21 protein-coding genes are annotated in these 25,785 nt (G+C 54.5%); 12 read left to right on the top strand and 9 right to left on the bottom strand.

Annotated features, from left to right (window positions below):
- Positions 1-298 precede the first annotated feature (298 nt).
- The 7 genes from IEW52_RS13205 to IEW52_RS13175 form a co-directional block, all read right to left on the bottom strand.
- Positions 299-1,597 carry a hypothetical protein gene (locus IEW52_RS13205; RefSeq protein WP_188630548.1) on the bottom strand — a complete coding sequence of 433 codons (1,299 nt, stop codon included), beginning with the start codon at positions 1,595-1,597 and terminating at the stop codon, positions 299-301.
- A gap of 140 nt (positions 1,598-1,737) precedes the next feature.
- Complete coding sequence (locus IEW52_RS13200) at positions 1,738-2,271, bottom strand: hypothetical protein (RefSeq protein WP_188630547.1); 534 nt, start codon at positions 2,269-2,271, stop codon at positions 1,738-1,740.
- Positions 2,255-5,251 (bottom strand): type VI secretion system tip protein TssI/VgrG, encoded by a 2,997-nt coding sequence (gene tssI, locus IEW52_RS13195; protein ID WP_188630546.1) that lies wholly within the window; start codon positions 5,249-5,251, stop codon positions 2,255-2,257. Before tssI ends, IEW52_RS13200 begins: the two co-directional genes overlap by 17 nt.
- Before the next feature lie 439 nt (positions 5,252-5,690).
- Positions 5,691-10,073 (bottom strand): chromosome partition protein MukB, encoded by a 4,383-nt coding sequence (mukB, locus tag IEW52_RS13190; protein ID WP_373286233.1) that lies wholly within the window; start codon positions 10,071-10,073, stop codon positions 5,691-5,693.
- A 101-nt stretch (positions 10,074-10,174) separates the two neighbouring features.
- Complete coding sequence (mukE, locus tag IEW52_RS13185) at positions 10,175-10,882, bottom strand: chromosome partition protein MukE (RefSeq protein ID WP_188630545.1); 708 nt, start codon at positions 10,880-10,882, stop codon at positions 10,175-10,177.
- Positions 10,863-12,188, bottom strand: coding sequence for a chromosome partition protein MukF (gene mukF, locus IEW52_RS13180; protein WP_188630544.1), 1,326 nt, complete (start codon positions 12,186-12,188; stop codon positions 10,863-10,865). The genes mukE and mukF overlap by 20 nt, the downstream gene beginning before the upstream one ends.
- Before the next feature lie 122 nt (positions 12,189-12,310).
- The gene (locus IEW52_RS13175) at positions 12,311-13,105 is read right to left on the bottom strand and encodes a methyltransferase domain-containing protein (RefSeq protein ID WP_188630543.1); all 795 of its coding nucleotides are present in this window, start codon (positions 13,103-13,105) and stop codon (positions 12,311-12,313) included.
- Between the two features lie 85 nt (positions 13,106-13,190).
- On the opposite strand from IEW52_RS13175, the gene IEW52_RS13170 reads away from it, so the two are divergent.
- From IEW52_RS13170 to nth, 11 genes are all read left to right on the top strand, one after another.
- Positions 13,191-13,958 (top strand): ElyC/SanA/YdcF family protein, encoded by a 768-nt coding sequence (locus IEW52_RS13170; protein ID WP_229667951.1) that lies wholly within the window; start codon positions 13,191-13,193, stop codon positions 13,956-13,958.
- Positions 13,959-14,192: 234 nt separating this feature from the next.
- Positions 14,193-14,954, top strand: coding sequence for a triose-phosphate isomerase (tpiA, locus tag IEW52_RS13165; protein WP_229667950.1), 762 nt, complete (start codon positions 14,193-14,195; stop codon positions 14,952-14,954).
- A 180-nt stretch (positions 14,955-15,134) separates the two neighbouring features.
- Positions 15,135-16,097, top strand: coding sequence for a 6-phosphofructokinase (gene pfkA, locus IEW52_RS13160; protein WP_188630541.1), 963 nt, complete (start codon positions 15,135-15,137; stop codon positions 16,095-16,097).
- A gap of 224 nt (positions 16,098-16,321) precedes the next feature.
- On the top strand, positions 16,322-17,053 hold the full coding sequence (locus IEW52_RS13155) for a sulfite exporter TauE/SafE family protein (RefSeq protein ID WP_188630540.1): 732 nt from the start codon (positions 16,322-16,324) through the stop codon (positions 17,051-17,053).
- Positions 17,054-17,144: 91 nt separating this feature from the next.
- Complete coding sequence (gene rsxA, locus IEW52_RS13150; RefSeq protein WP_188630539.1) at positions 17,145-17,726, top strand: electron transport complex subunit RsxA; 582 nt, start codon at positions 17,145-17,147, stop codon at positions 17,724-17,726.
- Positions 17,726-18,280: an electron transport complex subunit RsxB gene (gene rsxB / locus IEW52_RS13145; protein WP_188630538.1), complete on the top strand. Its 555-nt coding sequence runs from the start codon at positions 17,726-17,728 to the stop codon at positions 18,278-18,280. Before rsxA ends, rsxB begins: the two co-directional genes overlap by 1 nt.
- Position 18,281: 1 nt before the next feature.
- On the top strand, positions 18,282-20,486 hold the full coding sequence (rsxC, locus tag IEW52_RS13140; RefSeq protein WP_188630537.1) for an electron transport complex subunit RsxC: 2,205 nt from the start codon (positions 18,282-18,284) through the stop codon (positions 20,484-20,486).
- Positions 20,486-21,535 carry an electron transport complex subunit RsxD gene (rsxD, locus tag IEW52_RS13135; RefSeq protein WP_188630536.1) on the top strand — a complete coding sequence of 350 codons (1,050 nt, stop codon included), beginning with the start codon at positions 20,486-20,488 and terminating at the stop codon, positions 21,533-21,535. The genes rsxC and rsxD overlap by 1 nt, the downstream gene beginning before the upstream one ends.
- A complete protein-coding gene (gene rsxG, locus IEW52_RS13130) occupies positions 21,535-22,167 on the top strand; it encodes an electron transport complex subunit RsxG (RefSeq protein WP_188630535.1) in 633 nt (210 codons plus the stop codon). Before rsxD ends, rsxG begins: the two co-directional genes overlap by 1 nt.
- A complete protein-coding gene (locus tag IEW52_RS13125) occupies positions 22,164-22,859 on the top strand; it encodes an electron transport complex subunit E (RefSeq protein WP_188630534.1) in 696 nt (231 codons plus the stop codon). Before rsxG ends, IEW52_RS13125 begins: the two co-directional genes overlap by 4 nt.
- Positions 22,856-23,491, top strand: a complete 636-nt coding sequence (gene nth, locus IEW52_RS13120) for an endonuclease III (RefSeq protein WP_188630533.1) — start codon at positions 22,856-22,858, stop codon at positions 23,489-23,491. Before IEW52_RS13125 ends, nth begins: the two co-directional genes overlap by 4 nt.
- A 180-nt stretch (positions 23,492-23,671) precedes the next feature.
- Here nth and IEW52_RS13115 read toward each other — a convergent pair whose 3' ends face one another.
- Entirely contained in the window at positions 23,672-23,878 is a 207-nt protein-coding gene (locus tag IEW52_RS13115) for a CsbD family protein (RefSeq protein WP_188630532.1), read from the bottom strand.
- A 303-nt stretch (positions 23,879-24,181) separates the two neighbouring features.
- Here IEW52_RS13115 and gloA point away from each other — a divergent pair, with 303 nt between their 5' ends.
- Positions 24,182-24,589 (top strand): lactoylglutathione lyase, encoded by a 408-nt coding sequence (gloA, locus tag IEW52_RS13110; protein WP_188630531.1) that lies wholly within the window; start codon positions 24,182-24,184, stop codon positions 24,587-24,589.
- A gap of 35 nt (positions 24,590-24,624) precedes the next feature.
- Here the strand turns inward: gloA and cysB are convergent, their stop codons facing one another.
- The gene (gene cysB, locus IEW52_RS13105) at positions 24,625-25,599 is read right to left on the bottom strand and encodes an HTH-type transcriptional regulator CysB (RefSeq protein WP_188630530.1); all 975 of its coding nucleotides are present in this window, start codon (positions 25,597-25,599) and stop codon (positions 24,625-24,627) included.
- Positions 25,600-25,785 lie beyond the last annotated feature (186 nt).

Genomic DNA, 25,785 nt, shown 5'->3' with positions numbered 1-25,785 from the left:
CTCAGGAGTGGTTACGAGCCGTAGTCCGCGCCTGCATCGAAAAAACGAATTACCCCATTCCTGAAGAATTGTGTGCGTCAAGCCACTCTGGGTGAACTGTTACCACTCATCCTCATGGAAATAAACTGATCATCACGCACTCTGATATCACCCGGCCCGTAGGGTTTGATCTCTTTCATAAATTCATTGCTGACCGATGTCCACATTACCCAACCTCCAATCACATTCCACGTCACCGCCAACACGGCGAGCAGAAAAAACCATTTAATGAATCTCATACGAACTCTGTTCCTGTTATCTAAAACCTAAACTTGCGGGTTAGTGCGTCCAGAGCAGACTGCACGGCCTGGGCAGCATCTCGCACTTCTCGAGCAGTTCTTATGGCGGCTTTTCCAGCTCGTCTTACTTCTAAGGCGGCAGCCTTAACGTCTTGCAGACTATCAACAACCGCAGAGCCTGCCTGACGAAGCTTGTCTTTACCCACCTCAATACCACTGTCGATGGCTTGTTCCCAGGTTTGTTCATCCAACCATTCTTCCAGGTTGGGTTGGCCCCCGATTTTAGCAAGATCGGAGAAAGGCAAATCCGCCAAGCCCGCGTCCAGATAGGCCGGCACGTGGGTTTTGAAGGCGAAGCTCTTGAACATATCTGGGTCGATTTCAAGCTCTTGTCTTTGAACCTGCATCTGTGCCGTACGATTGGGATAGCGCTTGCACTCGATAGCAATAGCGTTTCCTTTCATATTTTGTTTTAGACCAATTTCGATATTCTCTTGTAGCAAATAGCGGGCGCTTTTCAGCCATTTTTTACCTTGCTCGCTAAGTCTTGGGTACAACTTAGCGCCGTAGATTGAGCAGTAATAATATCCGTAACTAAGGTAATAATTCGGCGGAAGGTGTCCACAGTTAACATGACGCATCATGAAATTGGCATGGCGTGACCAGTCACTATCTTGGCTATCCAAAGTAATCAGTGCGTCGCGTTTTTGCATCAGGCGCTTTGCGACGGCCTGATCATCCCAGGGGTTCCAAAACGTCGCCCATGCCTTGATCGCTTCCCAGGTTGACACTCCCGTCTTGTTAACATATTCATCATGTAAAGGCTGATAGTAAAACGCACAATTGCCTAATTCACTCAATGCTGCTTGTGGTACTTGCTTGTCGCATACGCTCAATGCCTCCGTAACAGGCGGACTTTCTTCAGTGGCCGTGGCGGAGCGTGCGAGTGCTAAGCTGGATTCCTCCAAGACAGTCTGGTCACCCTCAAAACTGCTTGGCAACAGTGTGGCCAATAAATAAGGGGTTGCTCCAGCCCTGTTACCGAAGCGACCTTCGGCGTTGAAGTTAGCGCTAGATACTAGGAGTTTTTTCACTAACCTAGGCATAACCGGCGTCCCTCTCCCTGGGCTGCCACCGGCCTTAAAAGTAAGCTCGGCCCCTGCCTCTAATACTATTTTTTGCCCAGTCGACTCTCTTCCCGTAAACAAGTGTATTTCTTGGCCCGCAGACACCAGTTTTTTGCTTGCGACTAAGGTATGGCTGTTGCCATCTATGATGTGATGCTCATCGGCCTTGGCGTGCCAATGGTGGGTGAGCATCAACTAATCATGGGGGGCCTATTAGGGTCTTTTATATATAGTCCAAACTGCAATTTTTTGAGTGTAAAGTTTAGCTTAAAAAACCACCAGTTCGTTTATTGGATTTTATAATATATTATCGCATAGCAAAAAATTAGCCATTAGGTCTTGTTCGGAAGGCTATCTACATGAGAATACCCATGACCTACAAACGTTTTTCTAATTTTATTTATATCTATATGATATCTATTTATCACTATCCAGGCGTGAGCCTTTTGCCATAAAGTGGGCGAAAGTGGAATGTGGAGATCAACCAAATACCCATAAGGTGTATAAAATGGTTTATCATATTCCTTTGTGCCTGATAGTGCCCAAGTAATTGCACTTTGTACATAAAGTACATCCGCACTTTCCCATATTGGCCGGCGATAAATCGACAATACATTTTGTGTTTCTCTATCTATTAGAACATAAACAGGATCTATACCCCCCCAATCTGTGGAGTTGTTATGTTCATCTTTTCCTGGAAAAACTTCTAGCACTTCATACCGCCCCTCTTGAGGAGAGTAATATGAGTATCCGGCACCATCTCCAAAGTCGGGTATTAAACACACCAAGTAGACCATCTTTAATGTAAAAAAAACACTGATCAATAGAACGAAAATAGTTAATTTTTTCTTAATTAGAAGGTACATCACGGTCCTCTAAAACAATGTTTACGCTAAAATCAAACGGCAGCTTTTTAACATCAGAAAACAAAAGCAAGTCTCCTCCCTTGTTGTTCTGCTCTCTATATTTACGAAAATCTTTATTTCCAAAAGGTTGTGTAACGCCTACAAAAGGAGTCCAAGATTTAAGTTGCCATTCAAAGCTAATGCGTTCAGGTGATGAATTCGCGACTCCGGCGAGAATGTTTATTCCCGCACCATCAAAATCCCAATGACCCAAATATTGATCACCTATAAACTCGAATGTATCTCGCATATAAACACCAATTTCAGAAATATGTACAGAAGCAATGTTAGTCCCTGCTTTTCGTTTTATCCGAGCGGAAGTGATGGCTGCATAAATTGCAAAATTCCCTAATGAACCATATAAATCATCAACGTTAAATAATTGATAACTTATTACTTGTAATTGAAATTGCCAGTTGTTATGCAGTGACCAAATATCACCATCCCATAAGTAGTTATCACCCACCCTACGACTTGCAAACATCTCTTGACATTTTCTTTTCAGTGTTTTCTGAGCGTCTGGGCTAAATATGTTGTTATTTAATTGAGCAAGTCCTTCTTGCACTTGAGAAAACCCTGATAGCCATGACCACGGAAAAAGTGTTGTATTAATATATTCTTTCGGGAATTTTAATGTCTTTCCTAACTTTTCTTCGCGTGTCATTTCTCTTGCGGGTAGGCTGAACCACAAATCCATAACATCTGCCGATTTTTCCCAATTTAATTTTTTTCTCATTGTAGAAGGAATATCCGTTACTCGGTATTCCTTATTTTTGTTTGACGTTTTACTTGTTTTTGACGTCTTACTTACTTCTGGAGGATTAAACACATCGGAATAGTCGACCTCATTTAGCTTAACCATTTCATTATGAGTAGAAGCATTACTAGCAAAGTGAGTGGTTAGTAGCGATGAAGAAGCCTTTGAAAAAGTCACTTTATTGCCAAAAACATTGCCAATACTACCCAAACTGCCAAGCAGCGGCAAAAGTATTTTAGATCTGCTGCCAGCGCTAGGTTGGCCCCCATTATTTAAATCAATCGTCGGACCAACTAAGGTCACACCACTGGGATCCAGCTTCAAAAAGCTGCCGCCAGCTTTAAAGGTAAGCTCGGCGCCCGCTTCCAACACCACTTTTTGCCCGGTCGACAGGTGAATTTCCTGCCCTGCTGATACCAGTTCTTTGTTTGCAATTAAGGTGTGACGACTGCCGTCTACCACATGATGCTCATCCGCCTGGCTCTGATAATGATGGGTGCCGTGCACCGTATGGTGGTGTTCGCCGCGTACTTCAAAAATGTGCTGGCCTTCAATCAGCTGCTGGCGGTCGTTCACAATATGGCTGTGGCTGTTATTTTCAATGCGCTCTTGATAGTCCCTAGCGGCATGCAGGTAGATTTCTTCGCTGCCAGCTTTGTCTTCAAAGCGCAGTTCGTTGCTGCCCTCACCGCCGGGGCTGCTGGCGGTTTTAAAGGTGGAGCGGGTTTTGTGCTCGGGCAGTGCATAGGGCAGTTGGTTATTGCCGTTAAACAAACAGCCGGTGATGATGGGCCTATCGGGGTCGCCGTTAATAAAGCTGACTAATACTTCCATGCCCACTCTGGGCAAGATTAACTGGCCATAGCCGTTACCGGCCCAGCCCTGACTGACCCGCAGCCAGGTACTGGTTTTTTCATCGCCCTGTCCTTCACGGTCCCAGTAAAACTGCACCTTTACCCGGCCGTATTCGTCACAGTAAATCTCTTCGCCCGCAGGGCCAGTCACGATGGCACTTTGCTGGCCGGGAACCTGGGGTTTGGCGGGGCAAGGTGGCTTATAGGGGCTGGTCCAGGGCTGGGCAGTAAAGGTGTTGCTATAGGTGCTCTGGCCGTCCGCCAATTCACCCAATACTTGCGGCTGTTTGCCCTGGTAGCTGAGCTGGGTAATCAACCAGGCCTGATTGAACTGCGATTCGGGATGCTCGCCGAGCGGTTGATAATGGCCGGCCATCAGCTGCGGGCTGTCACTGGCGCCGTCTACCTGTTCGCGGTCGTGGCGATGGCGAGCCAGACTCAAGTCGGTCAGCTGGCTGCCGCGGGCCTGGCTGGTAAAGGGGCCGGGCCAGCTGTAATCCTCCAGCCCGTGCTCATCGGGGCTGTCTTGGGCATCGTCTTGGGCTTGTTGCACCAGGCTGTTGGGGTGCAACTGCAAACTGGGGCGAGTAAAGTCGGTGTCGCGCAGGCTGACGCTTCCCGAGCGTACCTCCGGCCCGACACGAAAGCGATGAATGGCGTGCTGCTCGGTGGCCAGGCCCGCTTCGGCTTTAAAGGGTAACTCGGCCAGGGTATCTAACCCTTCCGGACCATCGGCCAATATCAGCAGCGTGCCGTCGGGCCCATGGGCAAAGTGATAATGAATGCCTTCTTCGGCCAGAATGCGCTCAATAAACGCCAGTTCGGTTTCATTGTATTGCACACAATAGTCGCGTAGCGGGTAGTTACCACTTAATCGCCAGCTGCGGGTGTCGGCGCTCAGTCCGGCCTCGGTCAGCAGTTGCTCGACGATGTCGGGCACGCTGACGTTTTGAAAGATGCGCACCCCGCGGCGCAACGCCAACAGGGCCAGGGGCGGCACCAGGGTCAGCTGATAACGAAGATGGCGGTCACTGCGGTCCAGCTCGGCCATGGCAAACACCAGGCCGTGCACGTAGCGCTGGGTGCCGTGGGGGCTCTGTAACACCAAGGTAGCGGGCTGTTGCAATAACGAGCTGAGCGCCGGCAGCGGCGTGCTGCACACCAGGGTGACCTGTACCTGATAGCAGCCACTGATGCGCTCTTCACCCTGATAGTCATACACCGACTGCTCGCCAAGTTCGCCCAAATGCAACCAGGCCTGATGTTGGTTGGCACCGGGTTTTGCCTGACCGAGGGCAAGTTCGGCAACGCCTTGCAATGCTGTGTCCATAGAATATGCCCGGCGATGTGGCCGGCTCCGTGCTCGTTGTTTTGTTGTTATAAAATCAGGATCACTCTGGCTCTGTATTCTGGCTCTATAATGGAGCACCAGAGAAGGGATTCGCGGGTGCTGTTTTAACGCTAATGCAGCGCTTGGCCCTGGTTTCCAAATAAATGACATACAAGTACCATGCCAACCCTGCCCCCATGGCTGCCAGTGGCTTTGGTTGAATGAGCTGGATAAAAAAGTGACTGTAAACACTGAAAAACCTGCACATATGCAGGTTTTTCAGTGTTTACCAAGTTGTACGCTGTTCATTTTTAACCTGGCGAGATACGCTAGTTTACCTTGCTAGTTCACCGTCAGACTGTTCGGCAGTTGCATGGCTGATATAAAAAAACACCGAATCGATTGATTCGGTGTTTTTGTTCCGGCTTGCAATTATCTGTCAGGCGGCGGGTTCACCGGCAAAGCCTCTTAACCCCACTACATGCACCTGCTCCTGCTTGCCGTGCACTTTGCGGATCAGCTTGTAGGTGGTGCCTTTTTCCGGGCTGATGTTTTCTGGTGCCGCAATCAGTAACTGCATGTCCTGACGCTCGCACAACTCAAACAAGGTGGCGATGGAGCGGGTATCGAGTCGCGCCGCTTCATCCAGGAATAACAAGCGGCACGGCAACACCTCACGGCTACGCAAGTGGCGGGATTCTTCTTCCCAGCTTTGCAGCACCATCAGCAAAATCGCCTGCCCGGTACCAATGGCCTCACCGGTGGATAGCGCGCCACTTTCGGCGCGCAGCCAGCCGTCGGCCCCACGCTGCACTTCTATGTCCAGATCCAGATAGTTACGGTAATCCAGTAACGCCTGCCCCAGCACCTGCGGGCTGCGATCACCTTGCTCCAACTGCGGATTCAGCCGCTGAAACAACTTGCCCATCGCCTCGGAGAAGCTCATGTCCTTGCTGCTGAACAAGTCCTGATGGCGACCATCCTTGTCACTCAATGCCTCCAGTAAACGGGCATAGGTATCGCGCATATTCACGTTCAGGCGCACGCCGCCAACCAAACCAAAGCTGATGTTCTGCAGCCCCTGGTTAAGCTGGCGAATCCGGTTTTGCTCACGGCGAATAATGGTGTTGATCTTGGCGGCAACCTCGTGAGACGACAACGACAGCTGCCCTTCACGCTGTTGCAGCTCATCGGCCAGACGACCCAGCTCCACTTCCATTTCTTCCAATGCTTCCACCGGATCGTCGGCACGAATAATGTCGTGACGAATGCGCGCCTTCAGGTGGCTGAACACCAGAATATAAAACTGCACCTTTTGCAGGGTATTACGCTGACCTTCACTGATGCGCAGCGCATCGCGCAGCTCTTCATCCTGGGCCACCGCCATGCGCAAGGCACCCAAGGCCTTATCGGAAATGGAGCGCAATTCGTCTGCATCCAGATAAGCCAGCTCGGGCTTGGCAAGGCGACGCTCTACATCATGATCCCTTGCCAGTCGCACCACCTTGGCCCAGTTGGCTTTGTGGCTAACCAGCGCCTTGCGTGCCGCAAAGTAGCCTTGGCCGTCTTTGCTCAGCCGTTGACTCAAGGATTCAATTTCGCGGTGGGTAACCTGGCGTTGTGCTTCGGTCTGGCTGCGCTTGCTGCGGGTATGTACCAGCTCGCTTTCCCGTTCACGCTTGGCGGCCAGCGCTTTTTCTTCCATGTCCTCCGACAATTCTATGCCCAGCGCCGCAAACTCCTGTTGAAACTCGTTCAGGGTCTGGTTGCGCGCCTCGTGCCCGGTGACCAGCGCGGTACGCGCCTGCAGGGCATCGGTCAGGCGGCCACTCAGCTGTTCGAGCTTGAGAACGGCCTTGCGCCGCGCTTCTTCGGCCTGCACCAGCTTGGCTTTCAGGCTGTCGTTCATGGCCGAACTTTGATCCAGCAATTGCTCCGCATCGGCATAGGCCAGGTGCGGCAAACGGGCCACCAGCTGGGTCAGGGCATAGGTGCGCGCCCGCGCCTCGGTCAGTTCGGCTTCTGCCGCCAACACCTGCTGCTGCAAGTGCTCAAACTGGGCCGGATCCTGGCGTAACACCTGTACCTGCTCGGCCAGGCGACCCAGCTTCTGGCCATGAACCGCCATGAAGTCACGCGCCTCGGCCAGCGCATTCTGCTCCACCGTGGCGGCCGCCAATTGTGCGTCGGCCCCCTGCTCGCTCAGGTGATCCGCCAGCGGCAGCAATCGATGCAGCACCGTTTGCTGCTCACGCAGCTGCTCACGCTTGGCCTGCCACTGGGACAGTTCGCCCGCCGTGCGGGCCAGCGCCGCTTCAATGCTGGCTTGCTCGGCCGCCAACTGCTCGAGTTCGGCTTCCGGGTCTGTGCCAAAGGCGTGCTGCATGCCCTGGCTGACAAACTCGCTGAGCTGATGATAGAGACGGCTTTGCTTTTGCTGGGTAAAGGCCGACTCGGCGTACTGATCATTAACGGTTTCCAGCTCAAGATTAAGCTGCGCTATTTTCGCTTCACGGGCGGCACGGCCAAACAGGGGCTCGGTGGAAAAGCGCGAATAACGCAGTTGCCGCTCGCCGTTTTTCACCCAGATGGCGTTGTCCAGCTCGGTGGCGTGCAACATGTCTTCATCGAAGGCATCGGGGTTGCCCTGAATTAAATACACATCGGCCGGGCACGACTCCAGTGCCTGCAGTTGTTGCAACGCGGCCTGGGGATCGGCCACCACTATGCCGTTACGGGCAGGCCCATACAAGGCCTCGTAATAGGGAGCATCCTCTACCGCGATGTCGTCGTAGACGTCGGCCAGCAAGGTGCCACCCAGCTGCTCGCACAAGGCAACCAGCCGCGGATCGGCATCACTGCCGCCGTGCAGATTACGCACCTGCTGCTCCAGTTGCTGCTTGGTCGCCAGCGCCTGTTGTTTGTGTTGCTCGGCGCTGTGCTCGCCACGCAGTGCCTGCTGCATGGCGGCGGTGACTTCGCTGCTGTCACGCAGCGGCAGATCCGATAACTCGCGCAGCCGTTCCAGCTGCTGCCGGGCTTTATGCCAGGCCGGTGCCTGACTGCGCAGAGTCGCCACCCTGGGCGCAATCTGTGTCTGCTGGGTTTGTTGCTGGCGTTGGCTGTCGGCACAATCGGCCAGTCGGGCTTCTAGCTCGGCCTTTTGTTCATCCAGCTCGGCCAGCTGCATTTCCAGCTCGGCCTCGTCTTGTACCGTGCGCCCCAGCCGTGCCAGTTCGGCTTGCAGTGCCAGCGCTTTATCGCGCTTTTGTACGCTTTGCTCGGCCTGTTGAAATTGCTGACGAATGCCGGCTTCGCGCGCCAGCAAGGCCTGGTACTCCCGCCCCTGCTCCAGCAGTTGATTGGCGCGAGCAAAGGCCTGGGCCCGATCGGCCTGGCTGTCTATGCTGTGCAACAAGCCGAGTGCGTGATCGTATTGCGCCCGGGCTGCTTCGGCCAACGACAATTGCTGGCGATGCTCGAGCACCACGCCGGTTAAACGCTGCTCCCGTGCCTGGTGGGCCTGTTCTTCGGCTTTGGCCTGCTCCGGGGTCAGCTCCGGCAGTGCGCATTTTACCTTGGCCTCGCCCAAGGCGGTACGCGCCTGGCGATACTGAATGGCACGGGTTTGCTGGGTGTCCAGCGCCTGTTGATAGTCTGCCAGCTGGGTTTTCAGGCTGTCGACTTCTTCTTCGGCCGCCAGCTTGACGGCGCTGGCTTGCTGATGCTCGTCTTGCAGCTCGGCCAGGGTTTCCTGCTGAATGGCGAGCTTTTCCGCCAGCTCATCCAATTCATGCTGATAACCCTGAATTTTTTCGTTGAGCTTGACGCCGTTCAGCACCCGCGCCAAATGCTCGGAGGCCATATCCAGCTCTTCGGTCATCATGCGCTCGCGCGCCGCCAGATGTTCCAGCTCATCGGCCAGATAAATCAGTCGTGCGCGCTCTTCGGCCAGGATCCGGCGTTCGTTTGTCAGGGCCTGGCGTGCAGCCAGAGCCTGTTCGGACAGGCGCTTTTTTTCGGCGCTGTTGCGTACATAATCCGCCGCCACATAGTGGGTGGTTTCGGTGATCAGCTGGCGAAATACGTCCCGTTGGCGCTGGGTTTCGCGAATGGCTTCCAGGGTGCGGCGGTTCTCGAAAATCGCCGCTTCCATGTCATTGAAGGCCTGACGAATACCGGCGTTTTCTGGCAGTAAATAGTCTTTCAGGCTGCGGCTGATGGTGCTGGAAATACCGCCATACAAAGAGGCTTCAATCAGCCGGTAAAACTTGACGCGGTCGCGCTGATCCTTGAGCTTGCGTGGCGTGACGCCCACATCGAATAAAAAGTTATGATATTCGGAGATGGTGTTAAAGCGGGTAAACTGCAGTTGTTTGGCCAGCGCCGCGGCTTTAAGCTCGTTAAGCGAGCGCACCTGGCCACGACCATCCTCCAGCTCGGCCAGTAGCAGCTCGGTGGGCTGGGTGTCGGCACTCAGGCCCCGCATGCTGAAGGCGGTCAGGTTGACCTTGTTGTCGCGGTTGGCTACCTGTTCCAGGTGTACGCCAAACCAGACTCGCTCGCCTTGAGAGGTATTGATTTCAATCAGCGAGTAGCAGTGCCCCCGTTGCAGCTTGCCATACAGCCCCTTGTCGCGGCTGCCCGACTGGCTGCCCGCTTCGGTGGTATTGCGAAAATGCAGCAGGCTCAAGTCCGGGATCAGCGCGGCAATAAAGGCCGCCATGGTGGTCGACTTACCGGCGCCGTTGCCGCCAGACAAAGTGGTGACCAGGGTATCCAGCTCGAAGGTGCGGGCAAAAAAGCCGTTCCAGTTGACCATGGTCAGAGAATGAAATTTACCGCGCGTGAACGCCGCTTCACCAGGCTGAGGAGCCGCCGTGGTTGCGCTGATGTTATCCAGGGTGGTGTCGGTCATGCTGTTCACTGCGGATCCTCCTGCTGGTCTTGCTCATACTCGCTGACGGCGTGTTCATCAAGTGCTGAATCTTCCTCTCTGGCCACGGCTTCCCCGTCGCGGATCATGCGCAACTGCAATTCGCGCGGATCTTCATCGGTACGCACATCGGCGGCAAAGCGGAATACGGCTTCACTGATGCGAAACTTGTCCTGGCTGCCCACGGCACTCACCATACCCAGCCGCTTCAAGCGTCGAATGGCACTTTTCAGTTTGTCCTGCAGCTTGCGGCGGTCCAAATCACTGCCACCGGCTCTTTGATTGACCATGCGCAACAGGGCGCTTTCATTGGCCAGCGTCAACACTTCTTCCTGCAGGTCGAGCAAGGAAAACACGCCTTCGTTGACCAAGCGGTCCGGGCTCAGGTACAGATAGCACAACACCTTGCCAACCAGCATTTCCAGCTCGGATAAAATAGAGGTGTTGATTTCACTGGTCGAGCGCGGACGCAGGTAATAAAAGCCCTCTGGCGCTCGTACCAGCTCTACCTGGTAACGCTGATAAAAGGCTTCCAGCTCGGGATAGTATTCTTGCAGCAAAGAGTGCGCTTCCAGCTCGTCGGCACTGATGTGACGACCGGTACGCAACTGATTATCCAGTGCCGGAAATAACGGATTGGCGATAGCCTGGGCCAACCGCGGGTGAAGCGCGAGTTCAGTATTGGTCGATAACATGTGCTTGTACCTTGGCCCCGTGGGCGTTAATGCGTTGCCACTCTGGCTGGGCGGCGCCTGAACATTCGGCGTTGGCGTGTCCCAGTTTCACCGCTTCGTCAATCAGCAGGCGGGCAATATCAAAATGTTGGTAATAAGGGAAATCCTGTAAATAATCACTGAGCACAGAGGCCAGATTCAGCGGCTTGCCCGTCTCGGCAAACCCCTGCAGGTGTTGACGAATGCGCCCCGACAACTCGGCGGCCACATCGATCATCTCATGGTATTCCAGTGCTTCTGGCAGTGCGCCGGTCACTTCGTCGGCGTAGGCGGCCATGGTTTCGGCTCTCAGCTCCAGCAGGGGCTCTGCCTGGGCGATGCGCAACTGCCAGTTATGGTCTTCAAATTGACGAATCGACTCACGCAGCCGCTGGCTAAAGGCGCGGTTTTTGTCCATGTCGATGGCGGTACGAATAAAGCGATGCACGTGCAAGTCGTAACGGGCCCACAGCTCGATACACTGGCTGCCCCACAAAATAATGGCATCCAGTTTGGCTTGCAGCTGCTGACACAAGGGAGCCAGTACCAAGCCCCGCGCCTGGTGTTGCAGTTGCTCTTCTATATTGAGCAGGCTGAGTTGCAGTCCGTGCCCGGCCTTGTCCAGGGTGTCTTGCAGCTCGCGCAGGGTCTGGCCGGTTTCGCGCAATAATTGCTCACAGGCCGCGATAGCTTCATGCCAGTTTTTATTCAACAGCGCGGCAATATTGGCTTTTACCGCATTTTGCTGCTCGTCCATGGCCCTTTGAGTGTCGTCGATACGCGCCAGCTGCTCGGCCACCGAATAGGTCAGCCGCCCTGCTACCTCTTGTTGCCATGCTTGCTCATCGGGGTTATCGGCAATGGTGGCGGTGATCTTGTCCAGATCCTGGCTGATGTGTTCGAGCTGCAACGACAGCTTGATTTGGCTGACATCACGCTGGGCGGCAAAAAACTCGACAATGGCCACGCCCAAACGCGTCAGGCGATACAGGCTGTCTCCGTCACTCGCCTCGGCCTGAAAACGACTGAGCAGCCGCTGGCGCACCAAATCATTGATGGCATTGTTGGCACGGCTCACTTGCGTGTCTTGCGCCTGCTCAAAGCCCTTGCTCACAAAGCTGAAGCCATGCTGCAAATCGGCCTCGGTCAGCTGCGGTTGTTCGCCGTCTCGGCTAAAGACCTGTATGGCCAGCAAAAATGCCAATCGCTCTGGCGGCAGATTCAGCTGACATTGTTCTTGTTTCACCCAGCCAATCCAGTCCGGCAGGGTGCGGGACATTTCCGTCATGTTTGTACTCTCTTTATCCCCTGCGGGAACGCTTTTGCTGTAAAGGGTGAAGCGCACAGAGTGAAGGGAAAGTGCCCAAACCAGGTGTTACTCTTTCCCCTTCACTCTTAACGCTTTACTCGCTATTCATTAGCCGGGTGCTTGGCGATTTTTTTCGCCAGCACATGAATATACCGGCCCAGGTGCATAAAGGGCTCTTGTTTGGCATGGGCCAGCTCCATGGCGATCACCTCGTCGGCCTGCTCCACCTTAATGCGTTTTTCTACCATATAGTCATGGATCACACGCACGCCACTGCGAGTGGTTATAACAAAGCCCAGCGCCTGCAGCCAGTCATAAACCTGTGGCGGTCGGCAAGGCCAGCCGGGTGTCAGTTTCTGACGTCGTTTTTTGACCAGGTCGGCGTATACATAATCAAAATGGCCCATCACCAGACTGTGATACAAGAGGCCGTCGCGGTTATAAAACATCAACGACAAATGACCGCCATCGTGCAATAACGCCTGTAAACAGCCCAACAGGGTGGCCTGGTCTTCTACCCACTCCAATACCGCATGGCACAACACCAGGTCAAACTGCCCAACATCTTCCACTGTTAACGACTGAATGGGCGCATGAATAAACTCGAACTGCGACAAGATGCCCTTTTCCTCGACCTGTTCTCTGGCCAGGGCCAGCATTTCGCCTGACAAGTCGCACAGCACCACCTGATGACCTAGGGCGGCCAGGGGCTGTGACAGGGGGCCAAAGCCACCACCGGCATCCAGAATGCGCAACGGCCTGTCATCGGGCAGGCTGGCCAGCAGCTCGTCAATATCCCGTTGCAATACGGCCAGCCGAATGCGGCCCTTGGTGGTGCCATAGATGTTGCGGGCAAACACCTGCGCTTTGCTATCAAAGTTAGTATTAGACTGCACTTGGTATTTCTTAACGACTCAGGGGCCGCTATTCTGTCACAACCAGTAGGGTTAACAAATGAGTGTGTGCGTGGGAGCAGTTTTTTTGGCGAAAAAATGGCTGGGTAGCCTGTTATTACCGCTACCTTTGCTGCTGATCATGACTTTTCTTGGTTTATGGCTGCTGCACAAACAGCATAAACGCAGTGGCCGCACCCTGGTGCTGTTGTCGCTGCTGAGCCTGTGTTTGCTGTCTACGCGGCCGGTGGCCAATGCACTTATGGCCCCACTTGAAACACAATACCCCACACACTTACCTGCATTGCGTACTCAAGGGCAAGACCCGATACAAGACATAGTGGTGTTGGGGGCGGCTCAGGCTGCAGACCCCAGCTTGCCGTTACTCAGCCAGCTTGGGCACGCCGGTTTGGTGCGCATCAGCGAAGGCGTCAGTCTGGCCCACGCCTATCCCGAGGCACGGTTGATTGTCAGCGGATATGCCGGCGGTGAGGGTCGCTCCAGCGCCGAGTTATATGCCGCCGTGGCCCAGGCGCTGGGCATCGCCGAGTCGCGTATTATTGCCCTGCCCTTGCCCAAAGACACCGCCGAGGAAGCCATGGCAATAGCGCCCTTGATTCACGGCCGCCACGCCTTGCTGGTCACCTCCGCCAGTCATATGCCCCGCGCCATGGCCTTGTTTCACCACCAGGGTGCCAAGCCCACCGCCGCCCCCGTGGGTCATCACGTTAAAGAAAGCCAGGGTTCGCTGCCGCTCTACACCTACCTGCCCAGCGCGCGTTATCTTGAGCGCAGCGAAATCGCCTGGCATGAATATTTGGGACTTTTAAAAGAAGCTGTAAGCGGTCAGCTATAAGCGATCAGTTAAAGATGAAAAGCAGAATCAACCCTTCGGCCAGCTGTAAGTTAAAGACAACTGCCAAACAATTCTGCTAACGCAGAACCGGCAGCTAAAGCGCCGGACTACAAAGTTCGGTGTTTATCTTGGCCTGACAGCTTAAGGCTTAAAACTGACCGATGCCCGAAGGGCTCTGGTTTTGCCGGATCCCTGCCCCTATAATGGCTGCATTTATCGCACAGGAAAGACAAAATGACGCAGACAACTCGACAGACGCTAGTGATGGGTAACTGGAAGCTCAACGGCAACAAGGCCATGGTCGCCAAGCTGATTAATGACCTGCAGGCGCCTGCTGCACAGCACCCAAACGTGGCCGTCGCCGTGTGCCCGCCTGTGTTGTTTTTAGGTCAGGCTCAGGCACTGCTAACTGATAGCCCTATCGCACTGGGTGCGCAAGATGCGGATTTACACAGCGAAGGCGCCTTTACCGGTGAAAATTCTGCCGTTATGTATCAGGAGTTTGGCGTGCACTATGTGCTGGTAGGCCACAGCGAACGCCGCACCCTGCACGGTGAAAGCGATGCCATGGTGGCCGCCAAGTTTGCTGCCGTGCAACAGGCAGGACTGACGCCCGTGCTGTGCATTGGGGAAACTCTGGAGCAGTTTGAAGCCAATGAGACCCAGGCTGTGGTAGAACGTCAATTACAGGAAGTAATTGCCCACTGTGGTATAGCAGCATTCTCAAAGGCAGTGATTGCCTACGAACCCGTGTGGGCCATCGGCACCGGCAAAACGGCCACTCCCGAAATAGCCCAGCAGGTACACGCCGCCATTCGTACCTTTATTGCCGGCTTTGATACTACTGTCGCCGCCAAAATCCAGATTTTGTATGGCGGCTCGGTCAAAGGCGCCAGTGCCGCCGGCCTGTTTGCCATGGCCGACATAGACGGCGCCCTGGTAGGCGGCGCTGCCTTGCAGGCAGAAGAGTTTGCCGCCATTATCAGCGCAGGGTAAACCAGCGCCAGACGCCGGGCTAAAAAATCGTAGGGTCGAATTCATTCGACCAAAATAGTGACACGGTACAATACCACTCGAATATTTTTACCTAAAATAAGCCGACCCTAGACTCAGTTTAGATGTTCAGCCTGGGCTACATGGTGGCCCAGCTATCTAACAGCAGAAGAGAGCGTATAAATGATTAAACGCATTGGAGTATTGACCAGTGGTGGCGATGCGCCGGGCATGAATGCTGCCATTCGTGCCGTAGTGAGAACCGGCTTGCACCACGACCTGGAAGTATTTGGTATTCACAGCGGCTACAAGGGCCTGCACCAGAATGACATAGTGCAGCTGGATCGCCATTCGGTATCCGATGTCATTACCCGGGGCGGCACTTTTTTAGGCTCGGCACGCTTTCCGGAATTTAAAGACGAAGCCGTGCGCCTGCAGGCGGTCGAAAATCTGAAGCAGCATGGCATAGACGCTCTGGTGGTAATTGGGGGAGATGGCTCTTACATGGGTGCCATGTGCCTGACCGAGCTGGGATTTCCCTGCATCGGCATCCCCGGCACCATTGATAACGACATTGCCGGCACCGATTTTACCATCGGTTTTGACACCGCGCTGAATGTGGCCGTAGAAGCCATTGATCGGCTGCGGGATACCTGCAGCTCGCACAACCGTATTTCGGTGGTCGAAATCATGGGCCGCCATTGTGGCGATCTCACCTCCTCTGCCGCCGTGGCGGGCGGGGCCGAATACGTCATAGTGCCGGAGGTGGCCTTTGACCAGAGTGAACTGATCCTGCAGATCCACGAAGGGGTCGCCAAGGGAAAGAAGCACGCCATTGTCGCCATTTGTGAAAACATGTGCGACGTCAATCGTTTGGCGTACGACATTCAGGCCGCCACCGGCCGCGATACCCGCGCCACTATTCTGGGTCACATTCAACGCGGTGGTACTCCCACGGCACAAGATCGCATCATGGCCAGCCGCATGGGCGCTCGCGCCGTTGAGTTACTGCTGGAAGGCTACGGCGGCCGTTGCATGGGTCTGCAAAGCAACCACATAGTGCATCATGACATTATCGACTGCATCAAACACTTGAAGCGCCCCTTCAACGAAGAAATGTACCAACTGTCAAACACACTATTTTAATCAGGGTGAAGGGAAACCGGGTTGACGCTCCTTATCCCTTATTGTCCTTGGCCCGTGTGCTTCCGTGTATTCCGTGGCAAAAATGATTTTGATCTTTTCTGTCGCGGGCGCTTAGTTTATGGAGCCAGCTTGCAATATCACTGAGGCCAGGCCTCGCCTGGCTTCCCCCACTCTCGGGGATTGTCCATAATGACGGTCACTTTGCGCTTTAAAGACAGAGCCTGATGGATAATCCCGATCTGAATTTCATGATACTGCTGCTGGCTGCGCTGGCCTGCTTTGTTGGCGCCTATGTGCAAACGGCCATCGGTTTTGGCATGGCCATTATCGCCGCCCCTATCCTGTTTTATCTGGATCCGGCATTGGTGCCCGGGCCCCTGATGGTAGTGCTGTTGGTGATGTGCCTGATGAACGGCTGGCGTTTTCGCAAGGGGCTGGAGCTGAACCTGCTGGCACCGGCATTGCTGGCCCGTATTCCCGGCAGTGCCCTGGGCGTGCTGTTGCTGGCGCTGGTTTCTCAACAGTCGCTGGCCTTGCTTATCGCCATTACCATCATGCTGGGCGTGCTGGTACGACTCAAAGACATTGCCCTGCCAATGACCCGCACTAATATGGCACTGGGCGGCTTTTTGTCCGGCGTCATGGGTACCAGCACCACCATAGGCGGTCCGCCCATGGTACTGGTGATGCACGGCGCCGACATACATCGCATCCGCGCCAACCTGGCCGGTTTCTTCGTGGTGTCCACCATGATGTCGGTTGTGGCGCTCGCCATGGGGGGCTTTCTGTCGGTGGAGCACCTCACACAAGCCTTGCCTATGGTGCCTGCCGCCCTACTCGGCAACTGGGTGGCGGCTAATACCCTGCACCTGGTCTCCAGGCCCATCATGCACTACGGCTCTTTGCTACTTTGTACCGTGGCCGTTATTGGCATGTTAATTAACACTTTTTCTTGAGGCATCCGCTAAACCCACAGTATATGTGGCATTGTTAAACGCGGCATAAAGTCCGATAATAGCGGCTGTCATTTTATATTGCCGAGTGATCATGTCTGAATACCTGCTGCTGTTTGTCGGCACCGTGCTGGTCAATAATTTCGTGCTGGTCAAGTTTCTGGGACTTTGCCCCTTTATGGGCGTGTCCGGCAAACTTGAAACCGCCATTGGCATGGGCCTGGCCACCACCTTCGTTCTTACCCTGGCGGCGGCCTGCTCTTATCTGGTGAACCAGTACATACTGCTGCCACTGGGGTTGACCTATCTGCGCACCCTGTCGTTTATTCTGGTGATCGCCGTGGTGGTGCAGTTCACCGAAATGGTGGTACATAAAACCAGCCCCACGCTGTATCGTTTGCTGGGCATTTTCCTGCCGCTGATCACCACCAACTGCGCCGTGCTGGGTGTGGCCCTGCTCAACATCAACGAACAGCATAACTTTATGCAAAGCCTGGTGTATGGCTTTGGTGCCGCCCTCGGGTTTTCACTGGTGTTGGTGTTGTTTGCCGCCATGCGTGAACGCCTGGCCGGTGCCGATGTGCCCGCTCCCTTTAAAGGTGCCGCCCTGGCCATGATCACGGCCGGCTTGATGTCTCTGGCCTTTATGGGCTTTACCGGATTGGTGAAGTTGTAATGAGTAATATGTTAATCGCCATTGCCGTGTTGGCGCTGCTGGCGCTTGTTTTTGGTGTGATTCTGGGCTTTGCTGCGGTCAAGTTTCGAGTGGAGTCCGATCCTATCGTCGAACAACTGGATGAACTGCTGCCGCAAACCCAATGCGGCCAGTGTGGTTATCCGGGCTGCAAGCCCTATGCAGAAGCCGTGGCCAACGGGGACGACGTGAACAAATGCGTGCCCGGTGGTGATGCCACCATGCGCAAGATTGCCGATCTGATGGGGGTCGAGCCCCAGCCGATGGGAGAAGCCGCCGCCGCTCCCGAGAAAAAAGTCGCCTTTATTCATGAAGACATGTGTATAGGGTGCACCAAGTGCATTCAGGCCTGCCCGGTCGACGCCATAGTGGGTGCCACCAAGGCCATGCACACCGTGATCAGTGATGAATGCACCGGCTGTGATTTATGCGTAGATCCTTGCCCCACCGACTGCATAGAAATGATCCCGCTGTCGGTCACTCCCGATAACTGGAAATGGCAACTGACGCCCATCGCCATTAAACAGGTAAATTAAAATGACGCTGCTAGAGAGCCTTAAAGCAGGCAAACTGCACCATTTTCATGGTGGCATTCATCCACCCGAGCGCAAGGCCCCCGCGAACCTCACGCCGATCAGTGAGGCCGGGTTGCCCAATGAGCTGATTCTGCAGGTGCGCCAGCACATCGGCCAACCGGCCCGACTTAAAGTGGCCGTAGGCGAGCGGGTTTTAACGGGCCAGCTGCTGACCGAGCCGCTGAATCCCATGATGATTCCGGTGCATGCTCCTACCTCGGGCATCATCAGCGCCATTGAAAATCGGCCCTTGTGCCATCCTTCCGGGCTGGAAGGGCTGTGCATTGTGCTGACACCCGACGGTAAACAAGAGTGGCGGCAGCGGTTTCCGGTGGCCGACTATCATTTACTGGACGCCGATGTCTTGCTGAATCGCATTCATCAGGCAGGTATTACCGGCCTGGGCGGCGCGGGTTTTCCGGCTCATGTTAAGTTGACGCCCCGCAAGCCGGCCATCAAGACACTGATCATCAATGGTGTGGAATGCGAACCCTATATCAGTGCCGACGACCGGCTGATGCGCGAGCATCCGCAGGACATCTTGCAGGGCATTGATATTCTGCGCCACATTGTGAAGCCCGAGCACACCATTTTAGCGGTAGAAGACAACAAGCCCGAAGCGCTGGCGGCTCTCAGAGCCGCCAACAAAGACGACAATGTGCTGATTGTTGCCGTGCCCACCAAGTACCCGTCGGGCGGTGAAAAGCAGCTAATTGAAGTGCTGACCGGCTTGCAGGTGCCCAGCAAAGGGCTGCCGGCCAATCTGGGCATAGTGGTGCAAAACGTGGGCACCGCCTTTGCCGTTAAAAACGCCATTATCGATGACGAACCGCTTATCCGCCGCGTGGTCACCCTGGCGGGCGAGGCATTTGACAAGCCCGGTAACGCCTGGGTACACATTGGCACACCGGTACGCTATTTATTACAACGCTATGGTCTTAAGGCTGAGCGGGAGCAACGGGTGATCATGGGCGGCCCCATGATGGGCTTTACCCTGCACTCCGCCTCTGCCCCCATCATCAAGGGCAGCAACTGTATTCTTGCGCCCAAATACGCCGAATTGTCGCCTCCGGCCGAAGAAATGGCCTGCATTCGCTGTAGTCAGTGTGCCGATGCCTGCCCCGCCAGCCTGTTGCCCCAGCAGTTATACTGGTACGCCCGCAGTGACGAACACGACAAGCTGCAGAGCCACAACCTGTTCGACTGTATAGAATGCGGTGCCTGTGCCTATGTGTGCCCCAGCAACATTCCCCTGGTGCAATATTACCGGGTCGCCAAGGCTGATATTCGCCATGCCGAGCGTGAAGCCGAGCTGGCAGAGCGCGCCAAACAACGCTTTGAAGCTCGTCAGGAACGGCTGGCCCGGGAGAAAGAAGAGCGCCAGGCCAGACAGGCCAAAGCCGCCGCCGAGCGTAAAGCGCGCATGGCCGAACAAACCGCCAAAACCGGTGAAGATCCGGTGGCGGCCGCCCTTGCCCGGGTTAAAGCTCGCCAGCAAGAGACGAGTGGCGAAGATATGGCTGCCGCCCGCGCCGCCCGCAAAGAAGAAGCACGGCGTAATCGCGAGTTGAAACAGGCGGAACAGGGAAGCTCGTCCAGCGACAGCGCAAGCGAGCAACACGCCACGCCCGGCAATGATAAATCATCGGCGGTTGCCGCGGCCGTCGCGCGTGCCAAGGCCCGCAAAGCGGCGCAACAGGCCGAAGCCAATGGCTCTACTGAAGCCACTGCAAATGCCGAGTCTGTGCCCGAAACGACCACCGCAGCAGCAGATGATAAACAAGCCGCGGTGAAGGCCGCCGTCGCGCGAGCCAAGGCCCGCAAGGCGGCGCAACAGGCAGACGCGAATGCTTCGTCCGGTGCTACTGAAAATGCTGAGTCTGTGCCAGAAACGACCACCGCAACAGATGATAAACAAGCCGCGGTGAAGGCTGCCGTCGCGCGAGCCAAAGCCCGCAAGGCGGCGCAACAGGCCGAGGCGAACGAACCACCATCCGCCCCTGCCACCGAAACTCCGACGACAGACGCAACGCCTGCAGAGACGGCCGATGCGGATGCGGCTGCCGCAAAAAAGGCCGCCATTAAAGCGGCGGTGGCCAAAGCCAAGGCGCGCAAGGCACAACAATCGGCCCAAGATAAACCATCAGACAGAGAAGACGAGTCATAATGGCGTTAACCATCAGCAGTTCACCCCACGACAGCACTCCGCTGGACACCCCGACGCTGATGCGGCGGGTCTGCTATTGCCTGATCCCCGGCATTGCCGCCCAATGGTGGTTTTTTGGCGCCGGCAGCCTGATTCAGATTGCTCTTGCCGTGCTCACTGCCTATGGCGCAGAAGCCCTGGTATTACGCTTGCGTGGCCGGCGCTTGAGCCAGCTGAAGGACAACTCGGCGTTACTTACCGCCCTCCTCATTGGTATTGCCTTGCCGGCTCTGGCTCCCTGGTGGCTGGTGGTCATCGGCACCGCCTTTGCCATTATTGTCGCCAAACATCTTTATGGTGGCATAGGGCAAAACCTGTTTAATCCCGCCATGGTGGCCTATGTACTCTTGCTGGTGTCGTTTCCGCTACATATGACCAGCTGGTTGCCTCCGCTTGAATTACAGCTGTATCCGGTTACCTTTGCCGACAGTGTGTCGGCCATTTTCACCGGCTTTACCCTGGACGGTTTCAGCCCTCATCAACTGCGTGAACTGGCCGATGGCACCACCATGGCCACCCCCCTCGACACCCTGAAAACCGGCTTTACCCAGGGTCATACCCACAGTGAAATTATCACCACCCCTGTGTTTGCGGGCCTGGCTGGCATTGGCTGGCAATGGGTAAATCTGGCCTATTTGGCCGGTGGCCTGATCATGTTGCGTCTCAAATTGATCAGCTGGCCCATTCCTGTAGCCATTCTCGCCAGCTTGCTGCTGTTTAGCCTGATCGGCTTTTTAATGGCACCCGACAGTACCATAGGGCCGACCCTGCACCTGTTGTCCGGCGCTACCATGCTGGGGGCTTTCTTTATTGCCACCGATCCCGTGTCGGCGGCCACTACCTTTAAGGGCAGGCTGATTTACGGTGTGCTGATCGGCTTGCTGATTTATCTTATTCGTACCTTTGGTGGCTATCCCGATGCCATCGCCTTTGCGGTATTGCTGGCCAACATGACGGTGCCCATGATAGATGCGCTGACCAAACCCTCTACCTATGGAGCCGCCCGCTGATGCTGGAAATGATGCGCAAGAATGCCCTCACCCTGGCACTGTTCGCCCTGGCCTGTACCGCTGTGGTGGCGTTGACTCATCAACTGACTCGCCACACCATTGTTGAACAAGAGCAAGCTCAGTTGCTGCGGGTACTTGATGAACTATTACCGCAAAGCAGCCACGACGAGCCCTTGTTCGATCACTGCGTTATGCTCGGCAACAAGCAGTTTTTGGGCAGCAGCGACGCCCTGCCGGTATTTACTGCGGTTAAAAATGGTCAGATTCAAGGCTATGCCATAGAGACCATTGCCCCCGATGGCTACAGTGGGGAAATAAAACTGGTGGTGGGCCTAGATGCCGACGGCACCTTGAGCGGCGTGCGGGTATTGAATCACAACGAAACTCCCGGGCTTGGCGACAAAATAGAGCTTAAAAAATCGCCCTGGGTGCTGAACTTTAACGGCAAATCGTTGGCCGGAGAAAACGATATGCGCTGGGCCGTACGCAGCGATGGCGGACAGTTTGATGCCTTTACCGGTGCCACCATTACCCCCAGAGCCGTGGTAAAAGCCGTGCGCAAGGTGTTGCTGCTGGTTAACCAACAACCGCAGTTACTGACCCAAGCCCCAGCCTGTGGAGCCTCGTTATGAATGAACAATATAAAGACATTATTCGCCAGGGCTTATGGCGCAACAACCCGGCCCTGGTGCAAATATTGGGCTTGTGCCCGGTGCTGGCAGTCACCAGTACCGTGACCAATGCCATGGGGTTGGGAATCGCCACCCTGCTGGTATTGGTGGGCTCCAACGTCTGTGTCTCGCTGGTGCGCCAATGGGTACCCAACGAGGTGCGTATTCCCATTTACGTGATGATTATTGCCAGCCTGGTGACCTGCGTGCAGTTACTGATGAACGCCTACACCTATGGGCTTTATCAATCGTTGGGCATTTTCATTCCATTGATTGTGACTAACTGCGTGATCATCGGCCGTGCCGAAGCTTTTGCCTCTAAAAACAGTGCGCCCCTGGCCGCACTGGACGGTTTGATGATGGGACTGGGCTTTACCGCCGTACTACTGGTGCTGGGCGGACTGCGGGAATTGTTGGGCCAGGGCACCTTGTTTGATGGCGCCGAGTTGTTGCTGGGCGAGTGGGCCAGCAGTCTGCGCATCGATGTGCTGCACCTGGACAACGGCTTTTTACTGGCGATTCTGCCACCGGGTGCCTTTATCGGTTTGGGCCTGATGGTGGCGGCCAAAAACTGGCTGGACGGTCGATTGGCTGCCCGTCAGGCTCCGGCTCCAAAGGCCGAAGTCACCCGGGCACGGGTAACGTCACTATGAATATGCAAAAACGGCGACAGATCCTGGAACGTTTGCGGGCCGACAACCCACAGCCCACCACCGAGCTGAATTTTCGCAATCCGTTTGAATTACTGATTGCGGTGTTGCTATCGGCTCAGGCGACCGATGTAAGCGTCAACAAGGCCACCATAGGCCTGTTTACCGACGGCCCTACCCCTGCGGCCATGCTGGCACTGGGCGTAGAGGGCGTAAAACAGCACATAAAAACCATCGGCCTGTTTAACACCAAGGCGGTCAATGTCATTAAAACCTGTACCATGCTGATGGAGTTGCACGGTGGCGAAGTGCCAGAAAACCGCGCCGCGCTGGAAGCCTTGCCCGGTGTGGGTCGTAAAACCGCCAACGTGGTGCTCAATACCGCCTTCGGCTGGCCGACCATTGCCGTGGATACCCATATTTTCCGGGTCGCCAACCGCACCGCATTTGCCAAGGGCAAAACCGTGGATGAAGTAGAACAACGGCTGTTAAAATGGGTGCCGGCCGAATTCAAGCTGGACGTACATCATTGGTTTATTCTGCACGGCCGCTACACCTGCATCGCCCGCAAGCCCCGCTGTGGCTCCTGCATCATAGAAGATTTGTGTGAATTTAAAGACAAAACCGAAATATAGATGCAACCTTATACTGTAAGCTGACTTAACTTAAGGCGTGTAACGTAACGCGTACTGCGGTGTTCGCACCAACAAAAACACCCCCGTGCCTTGCAGCGAAGGGGGTGTTTTTTATTGCGTACGGCTTGAAACGTACTGCGGCCCCATTCCCCAGACTACTCTGAGTAAGAGGCTATTGAATTATAAATCCCGGTTTCGGTCTTCGAACTCTTTAATCTGTTTTTCTGCTTCGTCTTTGTTAACGCCATAAACCTCTTGGATCTTACCGGCAAGCTCTTGTCGTCTGCCGTTCACTTCATCAAGCTGATCATCGGTCAACTTGCCCCATTGGGTCTGCACCTTACCTTTAAATTGTTTCCAGTTACCTTCTACGATGTCCCAATTCATATTGTCCTCCGCAGACTACTGAGTAAAAAGTCAGATAATATACCAGCCAGGAACCAGATTGATTCCTATAAGGGTTATTCCCTCTTGGCTCTGATGGCTTAAAAAGCGTAGCCGCCTTTTTATTAAATAACCATAGTAATAAAAATCATTCAGACCAAAGTTGTCGCTACCTGAAAGAAAATTATAAGTTGCAAGGGAGTCCCCATCGGCCAACCGCCCAGCTTTCTGATACAATCAAAACACGTAAAAAAGCCCCCAGGCAAATCATGCCTGCCTCTTATCCTCACTCTGGGAGATCAATGAATGCGTATACTGCACACCATGTTACGAGTAGGCGATTTGAAGAAATCCGTTGCCTTTTATACCGATGTAATGGGCATGAAACTGCTGCGCACCAGCGAAAATGAAGAGTATGAATACACCCTGGCCTTTGTCGGCTACGGCAAAGAAGAAGACGAAGCCGTGCTGGAGCTCACTTACAACTGGGACACCACTCAATACGATCAGGGCACAGCCTATGGTCACATTGCCATTGAAGCCGACGATATCTATGCCATGTGCGAGCAGATTCGCGACGCCGGCGGCAAGGTGATTCGCGAGCCAGGCCCGGTTAAAGGCGGCAGCACTGTCATTGCGTTTGTCGAAGATCCGGACGGCTACAAAATTGAGCTGATCGCCAAAGACGACGCCGGTAAAGGACTGGGGGAATAACACACAGCTGCCAGCCGTAAGCGATCAGCTTTGTTTTACCGCGATGGCAATTCCACATCTTCAAACAGCTGGTCGCGTTCTTCTGCGGTTTTCAGGGCGATGGCTTTATCGACTCGTTCACGCGTCAGGTGCGGGGCAAAACGCTCCATAAAGTCATACATATAACTGCGTAAAAAGGTGCCTTTGCGAAAGCCTATTTTAGTGGTGCTGGACGCAAACAGGTGGCTGGCGTCTATTGCGACCAGATCGGTGTCTCGCTCGGGATCGACAGCCATGCTGGCCAACACACCAATGCCAATTCCCAAACGCACGTAGGTTTTAATCACGTCGGCATCGGTGGCAGTAAACACCACCTTGGGCTCGAATCCGGCCTTGTTGAAGGCAATGTCCAGCTCGGAACGCCCCGTAAAACCAAACACGTAGGTCACCAGCGAATAGTGCGCAATATCGGCTATGTCCGGTTTTTCTATGTCGGCCAGAGGATGGCCTTTGGGTACCAGAATACATCGGTTCCAGTGATAGCAGGGCAGCATGATCAAATCCTGATACAAGTGCATGGCTTCGGTGGCAATGGCAAAATCCGAGGTGCCCTTGGCGACCGACTCGCTGATTTGCACCGGTGTGCCCTGATGCATGTGCAGCGACACCTTGGGATAACGGTTTATAAAGCCTTTGATGACGCCCGGCAAGGCGTAACGCGCCTGGGTATGGGTTGTAGAAATATTCAACGAGCCCTGATCCGGGTGTGTATGCTGGCTCGCCACCGCCTTAATGCTTTCCACCTTGCCCAGGATCTCGCTGGAAATACGAATAATGTCTTTTCCCGCTGGCGTTATCCGAGTCAGATGCTTGCCACTACGCTCAAATACCTGGATCCCCAGCTCATCTTCCAGCATCCGCACTTGCTTGCTGATCCCCGGTTGCGAGGTGTACAGACTCTCGGCGGTGGCGGATACATTCAGGTTATGATTGGCAACTTCAACGATATAGCGTAACTGCTGCAGTTTCATGACATCTCACATTTAGATTGGTGGCGGCGTTATAACTAAATATTATCAGACCTTATAAATTTATCCTCATTTTCAGTCGTTAATAACTATAAGTTATATGTTGATTGATTACAAAATAATCAGCACACTATCATTTAGAGATGTAAGTTAGCCAAAGCCCCAGGACTGGGGTAACATTTCTTTTTA

Origin of the sequence: Oceanisphaera marina (genome assembly GCF_014643915.1) — a bacterium.
Classification (GTDB): domain Bacteria; phylum Pseudomonadota; class Gammaproteobacteria; order Enterobacterales; family Aeromonadaceae; genus Oceanimonas; species Oceanimonas marina.
This window is presented reverse-complemented; position numbering and strand designations above follow the sequence as displayed.

What these genes read in the sequence shown, in the direction of transcription:
- IEW52_RS13205 (WP_188630548.1), bottom strand. Translation starts at nt 1,597, where the DNA reads ATGCTCACCCACCATTGGCACGCCAAGGCCGATGAGCATCACATCATA.
- IEW52_RS13200 (WP_188630547.1), bottom strand. Translation starts at nt 2,271, where the DNA reads ATGTACCTTCTAATTAAGAAAAAATTAACTATTTTCGTTCTATTGATC.
- tssI (WP_188630546.1), bottom strand. Translation starts at nt 5,251, where the DNA reads ATGGACACAGCATTGCAAGGCGTTGCCGAACTTGCCCTCGGTCAGGCA.
- mukB (WP_373286233.1), bottom strand. Translation starts at nt 10,073, where the DNA reads ATGGTCAACTGGAACGGCTTTTTTGCCCGCACCTTCGAGCTGGATACC.
- mukE (WP_188630545.1), bottom strand. Translation starts at nt 10,882, where the DNA reads ATGTTATCGACCAATACTGAACTCGCGCTTCACCCGCGGTTGGCCCAG.
- mukF (WP_188630544.1), bottom strand. Translation starts at nt 12,188, where the DNA reads ATGACGGAAATGTCCCGCACCCTGCCGGACTGGATTGGCTGGGTGAAA.
- tpiA (WP_229667950.1), top strand. Translation starts at nt 14,193, where the DNA reads ATGACGCAGACAACTCGACAGACGCTAGTGATGGGTAACTGGAAGCTC.
- pfkA (WP_188630541.1), top strand. Translation starts at nt 15,135, where the DNA reads ATGATTAAACGCATTGGAGTATTGACCAGTGGTGGCGATGCGCCGGGC.
- IEW52_RS13155 (WP_188630540.1), top strand. Translation starts at nt 16,322, where the DNA reads ATGGATAATCCCGATCTGAATTTCATGATACTGCTGCTGGCTGCGCTG.
- rsxA (WP_188630539.1), top strand. Translation starts at nt 17,145, where the DNA reads ATGTCTGAATACCTGCTGCTGTTTGTCGGCACCGTGCTGGTCAATAAT.
- rsxB (WP_188630538.1), top strand. Translation starts at nt 17,726, where the DNA reads ATGAGTAATATGTTAATCGCCATTGCCGTGTTGGCGCTGCTGGCGCTT.
- rsxC (WP_188630537.1), top strand. Translation starts at nt 18,282, where the DNA reads ATGACGCTGCTAGAGAGCCTTAAAGCAGGCAAACTGCACCATTTTCAT.
- rsxD (WP_188630536.1), top strand. Translation starts at nt 20,486, where the DNA reads ATGGCGTTAACCATCAGCAGTTCACCCCACGACAGCACTCCGCTGGAC.
- rsxG (WP_188630535.1), top strand. Translation starts at nt 21,535, where the DNA reads ATGCTGGAAATGATGCGCAAGAATGCCCTCACCCTGGCACTGTTCGCC.
- IEW52_RS13125 (WP_188630534.1), top strand. Translation starts at nt 22,164, where the DNA reads ATGAATGAACAATATAAAGACATTATTCGCCAGGGCTTATGGCGCAAC.
- nth (WP_188630533.1), top strand. Translation starts at nt 22,856, where the DNA reads ATGAATATGCAAAAACGGCGACAGATCCTGGAACGTTTGCGGGCCGAC.
- IEW52_RS13115 (WP_188630532.1), bottom strand. Translation starts at nt 23,878, where the DNA reads ATGAATTGGGACATCGTAGAAGGTAACTGGAAACAATTTAAAGGTAAG.
- gloA (WP_188630531.1), top strand. Translation starts at nt 24,182, where the DNA reads ATGCGTATACTGCACACCATGTTACGAGTAGGCGATTTGAAGAAATCC.
- cysB (WP_188630530.1), bottom strand. Translation starts at nt 25,599, where the DNA reads ATGAAACTGCAGCAGTTACGCTATATCGTTGAAGTTGCCAATCATAAC.